At 54.0% G+C, this 17716-nt stretch carries 17 protein-coding genes; 8 read left to right on the top strand and 9 right to left on the bottom strand.

The annotated features are described in order from the left end of the window. From B2T33_RS15630 to B2T33_RS15615, 4 genes are all read left to right on the top strand, one after another. A partial coding sequence (locus B2T33_RS15630; RefSeq protein ID WP_286792522.1) for an ATP-binding cassette domain-containing protein occupies nt 1-840 on the top strand: 840 nt, incomplete at its 5' end. A gap of 144 nt (nt 841-984) precedes the next feature. After that, complete coding sequence (locus B2T33_RS15625) at nt 985-1458, top strand: GAF domain-containing protein (RefSeq protein ID WP_197147498.1); 474 nt, start codon at nt 985-987, stop codon at nt 1456-1458. Nucleotides 1459-1517: 59 nt separating this feature from the next. Further along, on the top strand, nt 1518-2045 hold the full coding sequence (gene ssb, locus B2T33_RS15620) for a single-stranded DNA-binding protein (protein ID WP_008891015.1): 528 nt from the start codon (nt 1518-1520) through the stop codon (nt 2043-2045). A gap of 202 nt (nt 2046-2247) precedes the next feature. Beyond that, nucleotides 2248-2676: an NUDIX hydrolase gene (locus B2T33_RS15615; protein WP_063089603.1), complete on the top strand. Its 429-nt coding sequence runs from the start codon at nt 2248-2250 to the stop codon at nt 2674-2676. Here B2T33_RS15615 and B2T33_RS15610 read toward each other — a convergent pair. After that, nucleotides 2673-3176, bottom strand: a complete 504-nt coding sequence (locus B2T33_RS15610) for a YchJ family protein (protein WP_197147497.1) — start codon at nt 3174-3176, stop codon at nt 2673-2675. The two genes, B2T33_RS15615 and B2T33_RS15610, sit on opposite strands and share 4 nt — an antisense overlap. A gap of 581 nt (nt 3177-3757) precedes the next feature. Here B2T33_RS15610 and rpoH point away from each other — a divergent pair. Continuing rightward, a complete protein-coding gene (gene rpoH, locus B2T33_RS15605; protein ID WP_008891018.1) occupies nt 3758-4627 on the top strand; it encodes an RNA polymerase sigma factor RpoH in 870 nt (289 codons plus the stop codon). Nucleotides 4628-4717: 90 nt separating this feature from the next. On the opposite strand, the gene B2T33_RS15600 is transcribed toward rpoH, so the two are convergent. Beyond that, nucleotides 4718-5170, bottom strand: a complete 453-nt coding sequence (locus B2T33_RS15600) for an NUDIX hydrolase (protein ID WP_063089598.1) — start codon at nt 5168-5170, stop codon at nt 4718-4720. Next, a complete protein-coding gene (locus B2T33_RS15595; RefSeq protein WP_120224738.1) occupies nt 5157-5426 on the bottom strand; it encodes a hypothetical protein in 270 nt (89 codons plus the stop codon). The genes B2T33_RS15600 and B2T33_RS15595 overlap by 14 nt, the downstream gene beginning before the upstream one ends. Before the next feature lie 201 nt (nt 5427-5627). On the opposite strand from B2T33_RS15595, the gene B2T33_RS15590 reads away from it, so the two are divergent. Next, the gene (locus B2T33_RS15590) at nt 5628-6500 is read left to right on the top strand and encodes a DUF502 domain-containing protein (RefSeq protein ID WP_008891021.1); all 873 of its coding nucleotides are present in this window, start codon (nt 5628-5630) and stop codon (nt 6498-6500) included. 68 nt (nt 6501-6568) lie between these two features. Here the strand turns inward: B2T33_RS15590 and recG are convergent, their stop codons facing one another. Then, entirely contained in the window at nt 6569-8656 is a 2088-nt protein-coding gene (gene recG, locus B2T33_RS15585) for an ATP-dependent DNA helicase RecG (RefSeq protein WP_286792520.1), read from the bottom strand. A gap of 226 nt (nt 8657-8882) precedes the next feature. Here recG and B2T33_RS15580 point away from each other — a divergent pair, with 226 nt between their 5' ends. Beyond that, nucleotides 8883-9155 carry a succinate dehydrogenase assembly factor 2 gene (locus B2T33_RS15580; protein ID WP_286792519.1) on the top strand — a complete coding sequence of 91 codons (273 nt, stop codon included), beginning with the start codon at nt 8883-8885 and terminating at the stop codon, nt 9153-9155. 7 nt (nt 9156-9162) lie between these two features. Then, the gene (gene mfd, locus B2T33_RS15575; protein ID WP_286792518.1) at nt 9163-12660 is read left to right on the top strand and encodes a transcription-repair coupling factor; all 3498 of its coding nucleotides are present in this window, start codon (nt 9163-9165) and stop codon (nt 12658-12660) included. Between the two features lie 57 nt (nt 12661-12717). Here the strand turns inward: mfd and B2T33_RS15570 are convergent, their stop codons facing one another. From B2T33_RS15570 to B2T33_RS15550, 5 genes are all read right to left on the bottom strand, one after another. Next, nucleotides 12718-13404 (bottom strand): DsbA family oxidoreductase, encoded by a 687-nt coding sequence (locus B2T33_RS15570; protein WP_197147493.1) that lies wholly within the window; start codon nt 13402-13404, stop codon nt 12718-12720. Between the two features lie 6 nt (nt 13405-13410). Then, complete coding sequence (locus B2T33_RS15565; protein WP_286792517.1) at nt 13411-14634, bottom strand: phosphopentomutase; 1224 nt, start codon at nt 14632-14634, stop codon at nt 13411-13413. 59 nt (nt 14635-14693) lie between these two features. Next, nucleotides 14694-15527: a deoxyribose-phosphate aldolase gene (gene deoC / locus B2T33_RS15560; RefSeq protein WP_286792516.1), complete on the bottom strand. Its 834-nt coding sequence runs from the start codon at nt 15525-15527 to the stop codon at nt 14694-14696. Nucleotides 15528-15708: 181 nt separating this feature from the next. After that, nucleotides 15709-16848, bottom strand: a complete 1140-nt coding sequence (locus tag B2T33_RS15555; RefSeq protein WP_286792515.1) for a succinylglutamate desuccinylase/aspartoacylase family protein — start codon at nt 16846-16848, stop codon at nt 15709-15711. Between the two features lie 119 nt (nt 16849-16967). Further along, nucleotides 16968-17714 carry an ABC transporter permease gene (locus B2T33_RS15550; protein ID WP_008891029.1) on the bottom strand — a complete coding sequence of 249 codons (747 nt, stop codon included), beginning with the start codon at nt 17712-17714 and terminating at the stop codon, nt 16968-16970. Nucleotides 17715-17716: the final 2 nt, after the last annotated feature.

The following is a 17716-nucleotide window of genomic DNA, read 5'->3' as shown; positions in this document are numbered from 1 at the left end:
ATCGCCATGGTGTTCCAGAACTACGCGCTTTATCCGCACATGAATAACTACGACAACATGGCCTATGGCCTGAAGAACCGTGGATACAGCAAGGCGGAAATTGATGCAAAGGTCCGCGAAGCCGCCCGCATTCTTCAGCTGGAAGATCATCTTGAGCGCAAACCGCGCCAATTGTCTGGTGGTCAGCGCCAGCGCGTGGCCATGGGCCGCGCGATTGTTCGTCAACCCAAAGTCTTCCTGTTTGACGAGCCGCTTTCAAACCTTGATGCCAAATTGCGTGTCGATATGCGCCTTGAAATCAAGAACCTGCAACAGCGTCTTGGCATCACATCGGTCTATGTCACCCACGACCAGGTCGAAGCCATGACCCTTGCCGATCGTCTGATCGTGATGAATGGCGGCGTTGCGGAACAGATCGGAACCCCGATTGATATCTACGAAAAGCCGGCCAGCCAGTTTGTCGCAGGTTTCATCGGCTCGCCCGCGATGAATTTCCTGAAGGGCAAAGTGTCTGATGACAAGAAACACGTCACGGTGGGCGACGGTGTGATGCTTGATCTTGATCATGACATCGAGGCTGGCCGCGACGTCACGGTCGGTATTCGCCCCGAACATCTGGAACTTCTCAAAGACGGGGAAGGACGGATTAACGCCGGTGTGCGCATGGTGGAGTCTCTTGGCGCAGAAACGCTGGCCTATCTCGATTTCGGGGCCAATGCGGACAATGTCACGTTGCGTTTGCAGGGAACACACAAGTTCGAAAAGGGTGAGAAATTAAGCCTTTCGGTTCCCGCCTCAAAAATCCATCTGTTTGATATCGAAAGCGGTCAGCGCATCTGATTAAACCAGATCAGCTAACACCAAACGCCTCTGACAAATTCAGACTGTCAGAGGCGTTTTTGTTTTCGGATTGGGGCACTTTACCCTTGTCTCACACAGGGTGAACGGGGTAGTTCCTATGCGCGAAAGTTAAGGGAGTTTGATGTGCAGACCGACCAGAAAAAGGCGCTTTACGAAGAAGCGCAAAAAGAGCTGACAAGCATCACTGAAGGCGAAACCAACGTTCCCGCCCTGATGGCAACCGTATCATGCGTCTTATCGCAAAAGTTCGACTATTACTTCTGGACCGGCTTCTATAATGTTGATCCGGAAAAGGAAAACGAACTTGTCGTCGGGCCGTATCAGGGCACGCTTGGCTGTCTTCGTATTCCGTTTGGTCGTGGTGTTTGTGGTGCAGCCGCATCAACCCGCGAAACGCAGGTGGTCGCGGACGTTCATGCTTTTCCTGGTCACATCGCATGCGATAGCCGGACCAATTCCGAGATCGTTGTGCCGGTGATCAATGCGGATGGACAGTTGATCGCCGTGCTTGACGTCGATAGTGTCGAGCACAATTCGTTCGATGAAACGGATCGCATTGCACTTGAAACTTTAATGCAGCGCATTTTTGCGCAATGATAACCCACAAGTCCCGACCAATCGGGACAGCGGACAACACAAACTTTGGAAGATAACCCATGGCTGGCAGTGTCAATAAAGTCATTCTCGTCGGGAACCTTGGCCGCGATCCTGAAATCCGGTTTACCCAGGCTGGCAAAAAGATCGCCAATTTCAGCATCGCAACCTCCGAACAGTGGCGTGACCGTCAGTCCGGTGAGCGCCGCGAGCGCACCGAATGGCATCGCATCGTTGTTTTCAACGAAGGCCTTGCTGATGTCGTTGAGCGCTTTGTGAAAAAAGGCAGCAAGCTTTACATCGAAGGCCAGCTTCGTACCCGCAAATGGCAGGGGCAGGATGGCAAAGACAACTACACCACCGAAGTTGTTCTTGAAGGCTTCAACTCCAACCTGACCATGCTTGATAACCGCGGCGAAGGCGGCGGCATGGGTGGCGGTTCATCCTCTGGTGGTGGCTATGGCGGCGGCCAGGATAGTGGTGGCGGCTACGGCGGCGGTTCTGACGCTGGTTGGGGCAATGGTGGTTCTTCCGGTGGTGGATCCGCACCGGCGGGTGCACCGGACCTCGATGATGAGATCCCGTTCTAAGCAATCGCTTAATGATATCGATCTAAAATCCCTCCGAAACGCTGGTTGTTTTGGGGGGATTTGTTTTTGTGAGATTGTTCGCATAACCATCCCGAAGCGTCTGTCACAAAATCACCTGAAGTTGGTCTACAAGACTATAAACAAGCGATAAAATCTGATTTAAGAACGAAAACTCGGCCAATCGCGAAACAAGGATGACCTGTTGACCGGTCCAATATTTGGAACCCCGCGTGTGGGGCAAAGCTATAACGTACAGGACTGTGTCTATGCCGTGATCAAACGCGAAAACGGCGACGTTGCCGTTGCGCGCACCCCCAAGGGTATTGTTCTTCTTGGCGGAGGTGTTGAAAACGGTGAAAGCGAACAGGACGCGCTTTGTCGTGAGGCCTATGAAGAATCGGGTTATCGGGCGCGCATCATCTCGCGGCTTGGTTTTGCGTCACAGTATGTTAATAACCCGGCCAAGGATCGATACCGTCTTAAGCGCGCTACCTTTTTCCTGTGTGAATTAACCGAAAAGCTCGGCCCGCCGGTCGATCAGGATCACGAACTGGTCTGGATGCCATACAAAGAAGCCCATGAAAGCTTACTTCGGCCATTTCATCAATGGGCACTGGAATTTGTGGGCTAGCCACAGCACTTCTTGAATTTTTTGCCCGATCCACACGGGCAGGGATCATTTCGACCGGCTTTGGCTTTGACAGGTGACGCGTTGATTTGGCTCACGCCCGGGAATATCCCGTCAACATAGAACCACTTGCCATCACGACGTTCGAAATTGGATCGCTCGTGCAGTTGGTGTTGTTTGCCGTTCTCATCAAAATGGGCAACGAATTCAACAATCCCGGTTTGATCAAGAATACCGCCAGCAACGCATTCAATGATGTCCAAGCCAGTCCAGCGCGTTGTGTGCTGCGCAATACTTTCTGCATCAAAGCCGGAACGATTTTCCTCTGCCAGCGTTGATAATAGGTAGTCCCCATTGCGCAGTACGAAGGCAGAGTAGCGTGATCGCATCAATTTTTCGGCCGTTTCGGCACTTGCCGTCCCGGAATGATACTTCCCACAGCAGACGCCGTAATCTTTCAGGCTGCCGCAGGGGCATAAAGTGTCTGCTGGCAAGGTTGGCATGATGAACTCCGGTCAAATGGCATTTTGACGTCACCATACAGCAGGGGCCATTCGCACGCCACTTTGCCAAGCCCCGGAATTTCGCCTTGAACTTTCACAGATGCACAAATTGCCTTTGTTTCGCCGTATATCGATCCTAGCGTGAAGGATCGGCATTTTGCTTACCCGACTGTTTTTGTCGGTTATAATTGCTAGGATGCTGATATTGAGTGATTAATATAACTGAAACACTGGTCAGAAGTTCTTGACGAATTTGGTCGGGTTTAGATATATTAATAAATGCGGGTGGGGGCCCATAGGCACCGCCGGATCAACGTCCGGCCAATTGGCGGACATGTAAATTGTCGATTTGCTTCGAGTAAGGATGAGACACGATGAATGAACTTCTTATTTGCGTCTACTGTCCTCTTCCATAGGTGACCTTGGAATGAGTTACGACCGGACCACGCTTCTTTTCTGACAAAATCCGGTCGTCCACGTGAATTAATTCACAACCGATAGTGTTTGCACGTCATCTAGCTTCTGACGGACTCCGTATTAAGAATAGATGCCGACGTGCAAACCTCTCAGGAGGACATAGAATGAGCGCCATTAAATTACCTGCTGTTTCCCAGGAAGAGGGTTTCTCGGGCTATCTCCGTGAAGTCTGGAAATTCCCGATGCTTACGGCGGACGAAGAATACATGCTGGCCCACCGTTATCAGGACCATGATGACACCGAGGCTGCCCACAAACTTGTTACCAGTCACTTGCGTCTTGTTGCCAAAATCGCGTTTGGTTATCGCGGTTACGGCCTGCCGATGGCAGACCTTGTCGCGGAGGGCAATACCGGCCTGATGCGTGCCGTGCAGAAGTTCGATCCGGAACGTGGTTTCCGCCTGTCGACTTATGCGATGTGGTGGATCCGTGCTGCGGTGACTGAATACATCCTGCAAAGCTGGTCGATGGTCAAACTCGGCACCATGGCGGCGCAGAAGAAACTGTTCTTCAGCCTGCGTAAAGCCAAGCGTCAGCTTAACATTTATGACAATGGCGAACTTTCGCCAGAGGAAGCTGATCAGGTTGCCGAAAAACTTGGTGTGACCGGTCGTGAAGCGCTTGAAATGAACCGCCGTCTTGCGGCGCGCGATTTCTCGCTTAACACTCCGATGCCGAAAGACGAGGGGATGGAATATCTCGATACCCTGTCGTCTGACGCACCGAGCCCAGAAGCACTGGTTGCCGATGCCGAAGAACGTGTTCTTCATAACGGCATGCTGAAAAACGCACTTGGCGAATTGCCTGAACGTGAACAGGAAATCATCAAGGCCCGTTTCCTCAGTGATGATCCGATCACGCTGGAAAAGCTTGGTGAACGTTTCGGTGTCAGCCGTGAACGCGTCCGTCAGCTTGAAGCACGCGCCTTCAAGAAAATTCAGGAAAGCGTCCTGACGCAGCACTCAGCAGCGTAACAAAGCTTAAATAGACCAAATCAAAAGGCGGCATCCTAATGGGTGCCGCCTTTTTCTCATTCCGTTGGTCTTGCTCAGATTGTCAGTGGGTCACCCGGATGAGAGCACATCACGTGATTTCGCAATAACTTCAATGGTCTTGTTCCAAAGCGCGTATTTGGTCACTTCCTTGACACTGACCCACTTGGCGTCAGCCGCATCACCGCCAAGCGTGATATCGGGATTAAGCGCCACCGCGACAAAATCAATCAGCGTGTAGTGATATTCGACCTTGTCGTCATCATTGGTGGAAATCATGTCCACCGCATCGACCAGGATCGGGCTTGAGATTTTGACCCCGGTTTCTTCCAGAACTTCGCGGCAAACAGCATCGCGCACCGTTTCGCCCAGCTCCTGCGCACCGCCCGGAAGGCTCCAGGTGCCGGCATGCGGTTCCTTGCCGCGTTGGATCAAAAGAACATGGTCCTTGTGCCAGACAACGGCACCAACACCGACGAGAGGACGCGGTAAAAAGGTTCGCTGATCAAGTTCAGTAATCGTCATCGTCTTCTTCCAAATCATCGTCCGGGTCAGGGACCTCATGCACGACCTTGCCGGTCATTTCTCGGGCCCGAATACCGGGGGTGCCAAGAAACTGTTCTTCGGATTCCGGATGGAGTGACATCACAAAATCTTTCGATGGCGCGTCACCGATGGCGAACTGCCGTGCGGTTTCGTAATCAGGAGCACGTACCTTGGCCGTCTTTATCCCGACCGAACCGTCATCATCGTAAATATATTCAACAATCCAGACCTGCAAAACGTCTCCACAACAATTCTGATCTGCAAATTACGGTTTGTTGGTTGCACCGCAAACTTGAATACTGCTATCACTTTAATAAGCGGGAATAACCCGGCTTTAAGTCCCAGCTTTGCCATATTCTCACGTACAATGACCAAAAGCCAAAGACTAATCTCAAGTTTCGGCTTTTGACATTTGGCTCTTCTGCACAGGTGCTCAATGAACGCCAAGCGCGACGACAACGATGATCCGGAAAACAAAGGTTCGGAGCACGTCCTCCCAAGCCCAGGTATGTTTGCCCGGATAAGAGCCTATTTCCTTACTGGTGTGCTGGTCAGCGCGCCTCTTGCGATTACCTTCGGGCTTGCCTGGTGGTTTATCGAATTCGTCGACAGCAAAGTCATCCCGCTGATCCCGGCGCATTACAATCCGGAATCCTATCTTCCTGTCGGTTATCAGGAATACGGGATCCCCGGATTTGGCCTGTTGGTTATTATCGTTTTCATCACCGTGGTTGGCTGGTTCACGACCAACTTTGCCGGTCGGGCGTTAATTAAGCTTTACGAACGGATTCTTGGCCGTATTCCGGCGGTCCGCAGTATTTATGGTGCCGTTAAACAAATCCTCGAAACGGTTCTGGCCAACCAGTCGAATGCTTTTCGTCAGGCGGTTCTTCTGGAATATCCGCGCCGCGGGATGTGGGCGATTGGCTTTATCACCGGCGAGACTACAGGTGAGGTGCAAAACCTGACCGAAGACAAGGTCATCAACATCTTCCTGCCGACCACGCCAAACCCGACATCGGGCTTTTTGCTGTTCGTTCCGCGCCGTGATGTTGTCATCCTTGATATGACGGTCGAAGAGGCCATTAAAATGGTGATGTCAGGCGGTATCGTAACCCCGCCAGATCGTCGCCCGGCAGAACAACGCAATCACCCGCAGGTCGCCGCCAAGACCTATGAGGATGTCGATACGTTGCGTGAAAAGGAAAACGTTCCGATTCTGGTATCACGCGACATTCCGGCACGGATGGAAACATCCAAAACGTCCGAGCCGAAGTCAAAAGACGGCAAAACGCCCGAAGACGCGTGATCCAATTGCATCAAATGGCATGAAATACTGAAAAGGGCGCATCCAACCGGTGCGCCCTTTGTTCTTTGTTATCCTGATCGGAAATATCGAACCGCTTCGTCGCGTTCGAACAGGTACAACAACAAACGCAAGGCATCGCCGCGCGCCTTCTGCAGATCGGGGTCGCGATCAACGATCAGGCGCGCATCATCGCGCGCAATCGCCAGCAAATCACCATGCAGCTCAAGATTGGCCAGCCGGTATTCCTGAAGGCCGCTTTGACGGGTGCCAAGAACCTCGCCCGCGCCGCGAAGTTTCAGGTCTTCTTCGGCAATGATGAAGCCGTCCTCGGTTTCGCGCATGATCTTGAGGCGCGCCTTGGACACCTGTCCAAGCGGGCTGCCATACAGCAACAAACAGGTCGATGCCGCATCCCCACGGCCAATCCGCCCGCGAAGCTGATGAAGCTGGGCAAGGCCAAAGCGTTCAGCATGTTCAATCACCATGATCGTTGCTTCTGGCACATTCACCCCGACCTCGATCACCGTGGTTGCGACAAGGATGGATGTATCGCCATGGGCGAACTTTTCCATCACTTCGTCCTTTTCCTTGCCTTTCATCTTGCCATGGACAAGGCCGACACGATCCTGACCAAACAGTTCTGCCAGCACCCGGTAGCGTTCATCGGCGGCTTGCAGGTCAAGAATCTCGGAATCCTCGACCAGTGGACAGACCCAATAAATCTTGGTGCCGCTGCGCATCGCACGTCCAATACCGGAAATGACATCATCTACCTTGTCGATCGGCAGTACGCGCGTATCAACCGGTTTGCGCCCCGGTGGTTTTTCATCCAGCCTCGAAACTTCCATATCGCCAAAGGCGGTCAGGGTCAGTGTACGTGGAATAGGTGTCGCCGTCATGACCAACACATCAACCGCCTGACCTTTGCCAGCCAGCATAAGGCGCTGGTGCACACCAAAGCGATGCTGCTCATCGACAACCGCAAAGGCAAGATCGTGGAATATCACGTCATCCTGAAACAGGGCGTGCGTTCCAACCGCAATCTGGACTTCGCCATTGGCAAAGCCTTCAAGCGCAGCCTTGCGTGACTTGCCCTTATCGCGGCCTGTCAGAATGGCGCATTTGATCCCGATTTTCTCCAGAAGCGGCGAAATGGTTTCAAAATGCTGACGCGCCAGAATCTCGGTTGGTGCCATAAGGGCGGCCTGACGTCCACATTCAACGGCATTTAACATCGCCATCAAGGCGACCACGGTCTTGCCTGAACCAACGTCGCCTTGCAGCAGACGGAGCATGCGGCCCTCGCTTGCCATATCGTCATAGATATCGCCAAGTGCGCGTTGCTGCGCGCCGGTCATGGCAAAGGGTAGGTGGTCGCCAAGTGCTGCACGCAGGCGACCATCCCCCTTGGTCACACGACCGCCAAGCTTGCGCATCTTTGCACGGATCAATGTCAGGGCCAATTGATTGGCCAGCAACTCGTCATAGGCAAGCCGTTTGCGGGCGGGATGATCGGGTGACAGGTCAGTTTCATCTTGCGGATTGTGTATGGTGTAAAGGGCCGCTTTCAAATCGGGCCATTTATGGCGCGCTATCAGTGCCGGGTCATGCCATTCTGGCAAATCGGGAAGCGTTTCAAGTGCACCGCGCACCGCCTTGGTCAGCGTCTTGCCTGTGACCCCGGCCGACATCGGATAGATCGGCTCAACCGTCTGGATTTCAGCACGCTCGGCCTCTGTACCAATCCGGTCGGGATGGGTGATCTGATATTCCCCGCGATAATGATCGATCTTGCCCGAAACAATCCGCTTCTCACCGACCGGCAAAACGTCATTAAGGTATTTGGCCCGCGCGTTAAAAAACGCCAAAACAAGCGTACCGCTTTGCGTTTTGCAGATCACCCGATAGGGGCGACGACGATTGGGCGCGGGCTCATGGCGTTCGACCCAGACATCCATGGTGACGACCGACCCGTCAATGGTGTCCGAAAGGTCGGGCGAAAACCGGCGATCAATAATGCCCGATGGCAAGTGCCAAAGCAGGTCGGCGACATGTTCCCCGCCAATCAGGCGCGCTACCAACGGCTTTAACCGCGGACCGATACCGGCCAGCGTGTCGATTTCAGCAAAAAGCGGGAACAGAATTTCCGGGCGCATGTCGGTTTTCGTTGAAACTTTCGATGAGAACGTTAATAGAACAATTGCGTTTATGGCACGGGTATACAACAAAACTATCCCGCCACAACCATCAAGTCATCATTTGATACAAAATGACCCGATCACGGCATGGACCCGTAGGAGATTTTGCCGTACAAACCATGCCACAGAACAGGCTGCAGTGGCCGCCCGCAAGGCTCTGCACAGGAAGTCAGGAGATCGAAGAATGACCGACACCGTATCGAACCTTGAAATGCGCCGTAAAAAGCTGCTGTTCCGTGGAAGCCACCGTGGCACCAAGGAGAACGATATCCTGATGGGGCGTTTCATGGACAAGCATCTGGCGACCCTGACGGCAGAACAGCTTGATAGATTTGAAATCCTGATCAACGAAGTACCGGATGCCGATTTCTTCAAATGGGCAACCGGCAAGGAAGCGGCACCTGCACAGTATGACACGGATGTCCTGCGTATGATCCGGGACCTGAGCAACGCCTGACAAGACATTGAACAAGCTCAAAGAAATTATATCGACCAACGGTCGCAAACGGGTAGGCGGTGTGCCGGAAGGCGCAGACGCCCTGATCCTGCGTGAACTGCTTGATAGTGCGGGCAAGAACAAGACCGTTCTTCACGTCGCACGCGATGACAAGCGCATGGCCCAACTGGCCGAAGCATTGCAATTCTTTGCCGGAGAAATCGAAGTCCTGACGCTGCCGGCTTGGGATTGCCTGCCTTATGACCGTGTTTCACCGATTTCGGAAGTCACCGCACGGCGCGTCGAAACGCTGACAACCCTTGCCGATAGCAAGGAGTCCGCTGCCGGAAATGGCCGTATCGTCCTGACAACCGCCGCCGCGGCAATGCAGCGTGTTCCGACCGTTGAGGTCATGCGCAAAGGCAAGCTGGCGTTCAAGGCTGGCAGTGAATACGACCGCGCCGAGCTGACCGCCTATTTCGAGCGCATGGGTTATAACCGCGCGGAACAGGTGATGGAACCCGGCGACTACGCCGTTCGTGGTGATATTGTCGATATCTTTGCCCCGGGCATGAAGGAACCGGTACGGCTTGATTTCTTTGGCGATGAGATCGAAAGCATCCGTCGCTTCGACGTCGAAACCCAGCGGACAGTCGGCAAGGTTAAGGATATTTCCCTGTTGCCCGTGGGCGAGGTCTATCTTGACCCGGATAGTATTTCGCGGTTCCGAAGCAGCTATCGCGAGCTGTTTGGCGCGGTGTCGCAGACCGATCCACTTTATGAATCAATTTCCAACGGCCTGAAATATGGCGGGATGGAACATTGGCTGCCGCTGTTTCATGACGGGTTGGATACGATATTCGCCTATGTGCCCGAAACCATCATCAGCCTTGATTATCAGTACGGCGAGGTCATCGAAAACCGCCTTGAGATGATCGATGATTACTATCAGGCACGCCTTAATATCAAGGGCGGCGGGCTATCGGGTGACAATGTCTATAAACCGGTGCCGCCAGAACGGCTTTACCTTGACCAGGCAGAGTTTGACCGCATGTTGTCAGACCGCCCGGTTCTGGAATTCTCGCCCTATTACGATGATGAAAACCCCGAACGCGGTATTTACGATCTTGGTGCGCGGGCAGGGCGTGATTTTGGCGATGTGCGTGCGCGTGCGGACGTCAATCTGTATGACGAACTGCGTGATTTCATCACCACACAGCGCGGCAAGGAAAATCAGGTTGTTATCGCAGCCTATTCCGATGGGTCGCGTGATCGCATCGTGTCATTGCTGCGCGAGCATGGCGTGGGCAAAGTCGTTACCTGCGAATGCTGGGAAGACGTTACCGACGATCTGACCTTTGAGCATGTCGGCGTGGTGATCCTCGATATCGAACGTGGTTTCCGGCGCAAAGGCCTTTGGTTTGTTACCGAACAGGATATCCTTGGCGACCGCATGAGCCGCCCGGGTGGACGCCGTCGCAAGGCAGACAATTTCCTGCGTGAAGCGTCCGAGATTTCCGAGGGCGACCTTGTTGTCCACCTTGAACACGGTATCGGACGTTATCTGGGCCTGAAAACCGTGACGGCCGGCGGCGCTCCGCATGACTGTCTTGAACTTGAATATGACGGCGGCGACAAACTGTTTGTGCCGGTCGAGAATATCGAGGTCCTGTCGCGTTATGGATCGGACGAAGGTATTTCGATCCTTGATAAGCTGGGTGGTGTTGCCTGGCAGGCCCGTAAGGCCAAGCTGCGCGAACGCATCCGCGACATGGCAGGCAAGCTGATCAAGGTTGCCGCCGAACGTCACCTGCGCAAGGGTGCCATGCTTCAGGCACCTGAAGGCGCCTATGACGAATTCTGCGCCGGCTTCCCGTTTGCCGAGACCGAGGATCAGGCACGCGCGATCCGCGATACCCTTGATGACCTGTCGGCCGGAAAGCCGATGGATCGTCTTGTTTGCGGCGATGTTGGCTTTGGCAAGACGGAGGTCGCCATGCGTGCGGCCTTTGCCGCCGTGATGTCGGGCAAGCAGGTAGCTGTTGTTGCGCCGACGACACTTCTTTGCCGGCAGCATTACCTGAATTTCAAGGAGCGCTTTGAAGGCCTGCCAGTGCGGGTTGAACAGCTGTCGCGCCTTGTCACTGGCAAGAACGCCAAACTGGTCAAGGCGAACCTCGAAAGCGGCCATGTCGATATCGTCTGTGGCACCCATGCGCTTTTGGGTACGGGTGTGCATTTCAAGGACCTAGGTCTTCTGATCGTTGACGAGGAACAGCATTTCGGCGTCAAGCACAAGGAACGCCTCAAGGAACTGAAATCCGATGTGCATGTCCTGACCCTGACCGCGACTCCAATCCCGCGGACCTTGCAACTGGCCCTGACCGGGGTTAAGGAACTTTCGATCATTGCCACACCGCCGGTCGACCGTTTGGCGGTCCGGACCTATATCACGCCCTATGACCCGGTTGTCGTGCGCGAGGCCATCTTGCGCGAACGCCACCGTGGCGGCCAGATTTTCTATGTGTGCCCAAGGGTCAATGAACTCGACCGGGTTGCCAAGGAACTTCAAAACCTTGTGCCGGAAATCAAGTTTGACGTGGCGCACGGCCAGATGGGTGCGCGTGACCTTGAACAGGTGATGACCGATTTCACCGACCGTAAGTTTGATTTGCTGCTTGCGACCAACATTATTGAGTCGGGTATTGATGTGCCAAACGCCAACACGATGATCATTCACCGATCTGATATGTTCGGCTTGGCGCAGCTTTATCAGTTGCGTGGTCGTATAGGTCGTTCCAAACAGCGTGCCTATGCCTATCTGACCTTGCCAAATGGCAAGAAACTGACGGCGACTGCGCTCAAGCGTCTCGAAGTCATGCAGACCCTTGATAGTCTGGGTGCCGGGTTCAATCTGGCGAGCCACGATCTTGATATTCGCGGGGCAGGTAACCTGCTTGGTGAAGAGCAATCGGGCCATATCAAGGAAGTCGGGATCGAGCTTTATCAACAGATGATCGAAGAAGCCGTGGCAGAAGCCAAGGGCGAGATCGATGCATCCGAAGAGGCAAGTTTCGTCCCGCAGATCAATATCGGCATGCCGGTTCTGATCCCGGATCGTTACGTGCCAGATCTTGGTGTGCGGCTTGGTCTTTATCGCCGTATTTCCGAATTGCGATCGCGTGAAGAGGTCGACCAGTTTGCCGCCGAAATGATTGACCGGTTTGGCAAATTGCCCAAGGAAGTCGAAAACCTTCTGGATGTGGTCACCATCAAACAATGGTGTCGGGTTGCCAATATCGAGAAGCTTGATGCGGGCCCGAAAGGGGCACTCATCACGCTTCGGAATAACGAGTTCCCGAACCCGGCCGGTTTGATCGGCTTCATCCAGCAACAGGTTGGCGTCGCCCGCCTGCGCCCGGATCACAAGATCGTCTATTCCGCAGGCTGGGATGGTCCGACCGACCGGCTTGAAGGCCTCAAACGATTGATGAAACGGCTTTCAGATATCGCAGGAAACGCATAAAGAAAGGGCGGGTAACAATTTGTTATCCCGCCTTTTTTATTTCACGAATGGTCTTGTTTAGACCGGAATTTCTTCCTGCCGCGCCAGTCGGATCATACGCTGAAGGATATCGGGTTCCTGTGCTCCCGACAGGGCATGGCGGCTGTTAAACAGGAAGCACGGTACACCGGTCACGCCCATCTGATGCGCGACCCGGTTTTCCTGACTGACAAATTCCCGATCCATGTCACCGGCAAGATATTCCAGAATTTCGTTTCTGTCTTCGCCATGGCGAACTGCGATATCGGCCAGAAGTTCATGATTGCCGATATCCTGACCTTCAAGGAAATAGGCCACAAACAGATCTTCGACCAAATCATTGCCAACTGCTGGCCGTTCTGCACACACCTTGTAGATCAGGCGATGAGAGTCCGTTGAATCCGGCGTCACGTTAATCAGATCAAACCTGAACGGGATACCGACCGCAGCCCCGGCATCCTCGATCGCCTTGTAAACCCGCTCGGCACTTTCGCTTCCGCCGAACTTTGCGGATAGATAAAGTTTGCGATCAATGCCGCCGCTCGGCATATCCGGATTAAGCAGGAAAGGGCGCCAGTGAATGATCAGGTTATCAAGCTTTTCGCGTGACAACGCCTTTTCAAGGCGCTTCTTGCCGATATAGCACCACGGACAAATCGTATCGACAATCGCCTCGATCCTGATCGGCGAATTTGAAGCTTCACTTTGTCCGAACTGCCAGTTCATTCCACTTTATCCATTCAAGAAAGACGTTCCCGTCGCCAGCGGCGCAATCCCAAGATGGTCGGCAACCGTTTGCCCGATATCGGCAAAGGTTTCGCGCATCCCGAACGGCCCTGGCGCAATTGTCGGTCCAAAGGCAAGGATCGGCACGAATTCGCGTGTATGGTCATTGCCGCGCCATGTCGGATCACACCCGTGATCGGCGGTAATGATCACCAGATCACCGGGCTTTAACGCGGCGCGCAGTTCTGGAATTCGTTGATCAAATTCCTCAAGCGCGTTTGCATACCCAGCAACATCACGACGGTGACCGAATTCCATGTCGAAGTCCACCAGGTTGGTGAACACAATGCTGTTATCCGAGGCTTCGTCGATTTCTTTCATCATGGCGTCAAACAGCGCCATATTCCCCGACGCCTTGACCTTTTTGGCAATACCGCGATGCGCATAGATATCGGCGATTTTACCAACCGAAATCACTTTGCCACCGGATTTGCTGAATAGATCAAGCAGCGTTGGTTTATGGGGCGGAACGGCAAGATCACGCCGGTTTGAGGTCCGCTTGAAATCAGCAGGCGTTTCACCAACAAACGGGCGGGCAATCACACGGCCGATACTGTAGGGCTCAACCAGTTTGAAGGCGATCTCACAGACTTCATACAGGCGATCGAGGCCAAAATGCTCCTCGTGGGCGGCAATCTGAAACACGCTGTCCGCCGAGGTATAACAAATCGGTTTGCCGGTTTTGATATGCTCTTCGCCAAGCTCTGCGATGATCGTCGTGCCCGATGCATGACAGTTACCAAGAATGCCTGGCAGCTTGGCCTGCTCGATCAGGGCATCGATAAGTTCCGCCGGAAAGGTCGGGACGGTCAGGGGAAAATAACCCCAATCGAAATCCACCGGCACACCGGCAATTTCCCAATGGCCGCTTGGCGTATCCTTGCCGCGCGATAGTTCCTTGGCATGGCCAAATGCGCCGATCATTGCACCGCCATGATCAAGCCCGGGCGGGACACGACCTGTGGCATCCTTGGCAGCCTCGCCAAGACCAAGTGCGACCATGTTCGGAACATTCAGTGGACCACTGCGCTTGTCGCTATCAGCAAGGCCTTTGGCGCATTGTTCTGCGATGTGGCCAAGAGTATCGGAACCCTGATCACCGAATTTTGCCGCGTCCGGTGCCGAACCGATCCCGAAGCTGTCCGCCACGATAATGATGGCACGTGCCATTGATGTCTTCCTTCAAACCTTATCCGGGCAATGCGATGCCCAGCAGATAGTCATAAATTCTAGTAGTTTCCAGTCGCAGCCGGTGCATCACCCGGTTTGGAACCACAGGTTTCAAGCAACGCCGTCAAAACGCCACTTGCCCCGAAACGGAAGTTTTCCGGCTTTGCCCAGCCATCGCCCATGATGTGATCGGCAATCCCAAGATAAAGCGCGGCGTCCTCGGTGGATTTAACTCCGCCAGATGCCTTGAAACCGGCATCAATACCATTTTCGTCGCGGGCATCACGAATAGCCGTCAGCATTGCAACCGCGGCTTCGGGCGTTGCGCCAACAGACACCTTGCCGGTTGATGTCTTCACGAAATTTGCACCATGCTTGATGGCAAGCCGGGCGGCGTCGTAAAGTTTGCCAAGATCATCAAACTCGCCGCTTTCAAGGATGACCTTCATGGTGGTCATCGTTCCGCAGGCCGTGCGCGTGGCATCGACAACATCCGTTGCGGTCGCGACATCGCCTTCAAGAAATGCCTTGTAGGGGAAGACAAGATCGATCTCGTCTGCGCCCTTGGAAACGCAATTTGCGGTCTCATCGGCGACACGCTGGGCATTGGTGCCGCCTTCGGGGAAGTTCACCACGGTTGCGGTTTTCACACCTGATTGGCCCAGTGCCCGCCAAGAGGTTTCGATAAACGGGGCATAGACGCAAACAGCTGCTGCGTTTCCTTCAGGCGTTTTCGCGCGTTTGCACAGGGCTTCGATGACCTGTTCATTGTCATCATCATTCAGGCTGGTTAAATCCAGAACAGAAATCGCGCGGCGTGCTGTCTCGGCGTCTGCCACAGCCTTGTTTTTGGCAACTGAAATGACTTCTGAAACAGTTTTCGGATCGAACATCAAACATTCCTTGCAACGCGCACTGCGCGGTTCGTCAATATCGGCAAAATCGGTGACCATCTGGCCCGAATGAGAAAGACGGATCAACGACGGCCTGAAGGGTATCCAACCTTCATTCGGCAATCAATCGATCCGTCTCAAAATACAGTTTCAATCAGAACGCGGAAACGTCAAAGGCGCGTTATTTCGACAGCAGAAGCTGACCTTCACGTCCTTTAAGCGGTTTTTCACCCGCGACCGAGCACAGATATCCGCCCGGAACGATAAGCCGAATACCGATGCGGGAATACAGCACCCCGTCGGTTCGGCTTGAGAACGGGGTTTTCTCGCCGGTTTCACAATCAAGAACATAGCCAAGCTCCTGACCGGCTTTGACTTTTGCGCCAGCATCAACCGCGAAAACAACCATGCCGCCATGTGACGCCATCACGCGATCCACACCGGCAAGCGGGGTGGCATGACATTTGGCGTCCGGCAGCGGGCCCGGATCACCTGCAATCAGACCACGGCGCTGCAGGAACTTGAACAGATTGGCGGCGTCTGCGATTGCGTACTCATCATAGACATCGCGATCACCGCGCAGCTCGATCGTGGTTGCCAGTGTGGCCATCGGGATCGGGAATTTGTCGCCATAGGCACGGCGAAGTTCGACCCATGGGCGGCTGAATGCCTCGTCAAACGGGTTGTCGCCACTGATCTCTGCAATCAGGCTGCATTCCGACCCGATCTGTGCCGAAAGATCCGCGGCATCCGGCCAGTTATGGTCGCTGATGTATAGATGCATCGGCGCTTCCCAGTCGCAATGCAGGTCCATCACGTAATCGGCATCAATCGCAAGCTCTGCCAAGGTCAGACGCAAATCCTGCAGGTCTGTCAGCGGGCTGACATCCTTGCGGTGTTCCTTGATAAGGCGGCGCAACTCGGTCCGGATTAATGCAACGTTGGCTTCGGCATTCTGCCCCAGTTTGCCGTCAACGGCGTCGATTAGTGCCGCACTCAGATCCGGATAGTGACGGTTAAAGTTCTGACCACTGCGCATTTCAAACCGGCCAAGCGGCTTCATATCGACATACTGGGTAAAACCGATCGGATTGGCGAAGGGAACAACAACGATTTCACCGGTGATGTCGCCCTTGGCGTCGGCTTCCTTCAGAAGCACCTCAAGATGGTGTAGCGTAATGACGCCGGGCAATTCATCAGCGTGCAGGGCAGCCTGAAAATAGGCCTTTGGACCTTGGCCCGGTTTACCAAAGCGCCGCACAGTCAAAGCGCGCGAGGTGCCCATTTGCGGGCGAACGAGTTCAATGCGTTCTTCTTGCATTTCGATATCCTGAAAGGTGGTGGCGTGGGGCAAATCAACCCGGCCGGATCAAGGCACCTTCGACGCCACGCCGACAGGTACCTGTCTCCGAATACCGGGTTTGATCGGGTATTTGTTGTTTAGGCCGAGGTTGCTGCTTTTGCTCTGCCTGTTTTGGGTTCGTTGCGCTGCTCACTGCGACGCAGATAGCGTTCGATCCCCTTGAAACCAAAGGTCAGCGAGTAAACGATAATCAAATAGATCACACCGGCCGATATGAACGCCTCATAGGGAAGGGCGGTACGCGCAACGATTTTACGCGCAGCACCGGTCAATTCCATCATGGTGACGGTCGATGCCAGCGACGTCGCCTTGAGGGTAAAGATCACATCGTTGGTGTAGGCTGGCCAGATCATCTGCCACATGCGGGGAAAGATAATGCGCCGATACGTAATCCACGGCGACATACCGCATGCACGGGCGGCTTCGAGTTCACCATTCGGCACATTCTGGATGCCGCCGCGCATGATTTCGGCAACATAGGCCGCCGTGTTCAGAACGAAGGTCAGCAGACAATACCAATACGGGTCGCGCAGATAGGTCCAGGTCCAGTGATCCTGAATGCCGTCGATGTTGGCAATCAGCTGCCCGACGCCATAATACATCATGAACAACTGCCCGATCAGCGGCGTTCCACGGAACACATAGATGAAGGCAAAGGGCAGGGCCTGTATCCATACCTTTTTCGAAACACGCGCCACAGCCAACGGAATGGCCAAAAGCGTGCCAAGAGTTACCGAAATCACCAGTAGCTCGATGGTCAGCAAAAAGCCGCGCCATAGCCAGGTATCGTACTTGCCAAGAACGTATATGAAATCTTCAAACATCT

It is taken from the genome of Thalassospira sp. UBA4513, from assembly GCF_002388495.1.
GTDB lineage: Bacteria > Pseudomonadota > Alphaproteobacteria > Rhodospirillales > Thalassospiraceae > Thalassospira > Thalassospira tepidiphila.
The sequence above is the reverse complement of the archived record's forward strand: the minus strand, read 5'-3'. Positions and strand labels throughout refer to the sequence as shown.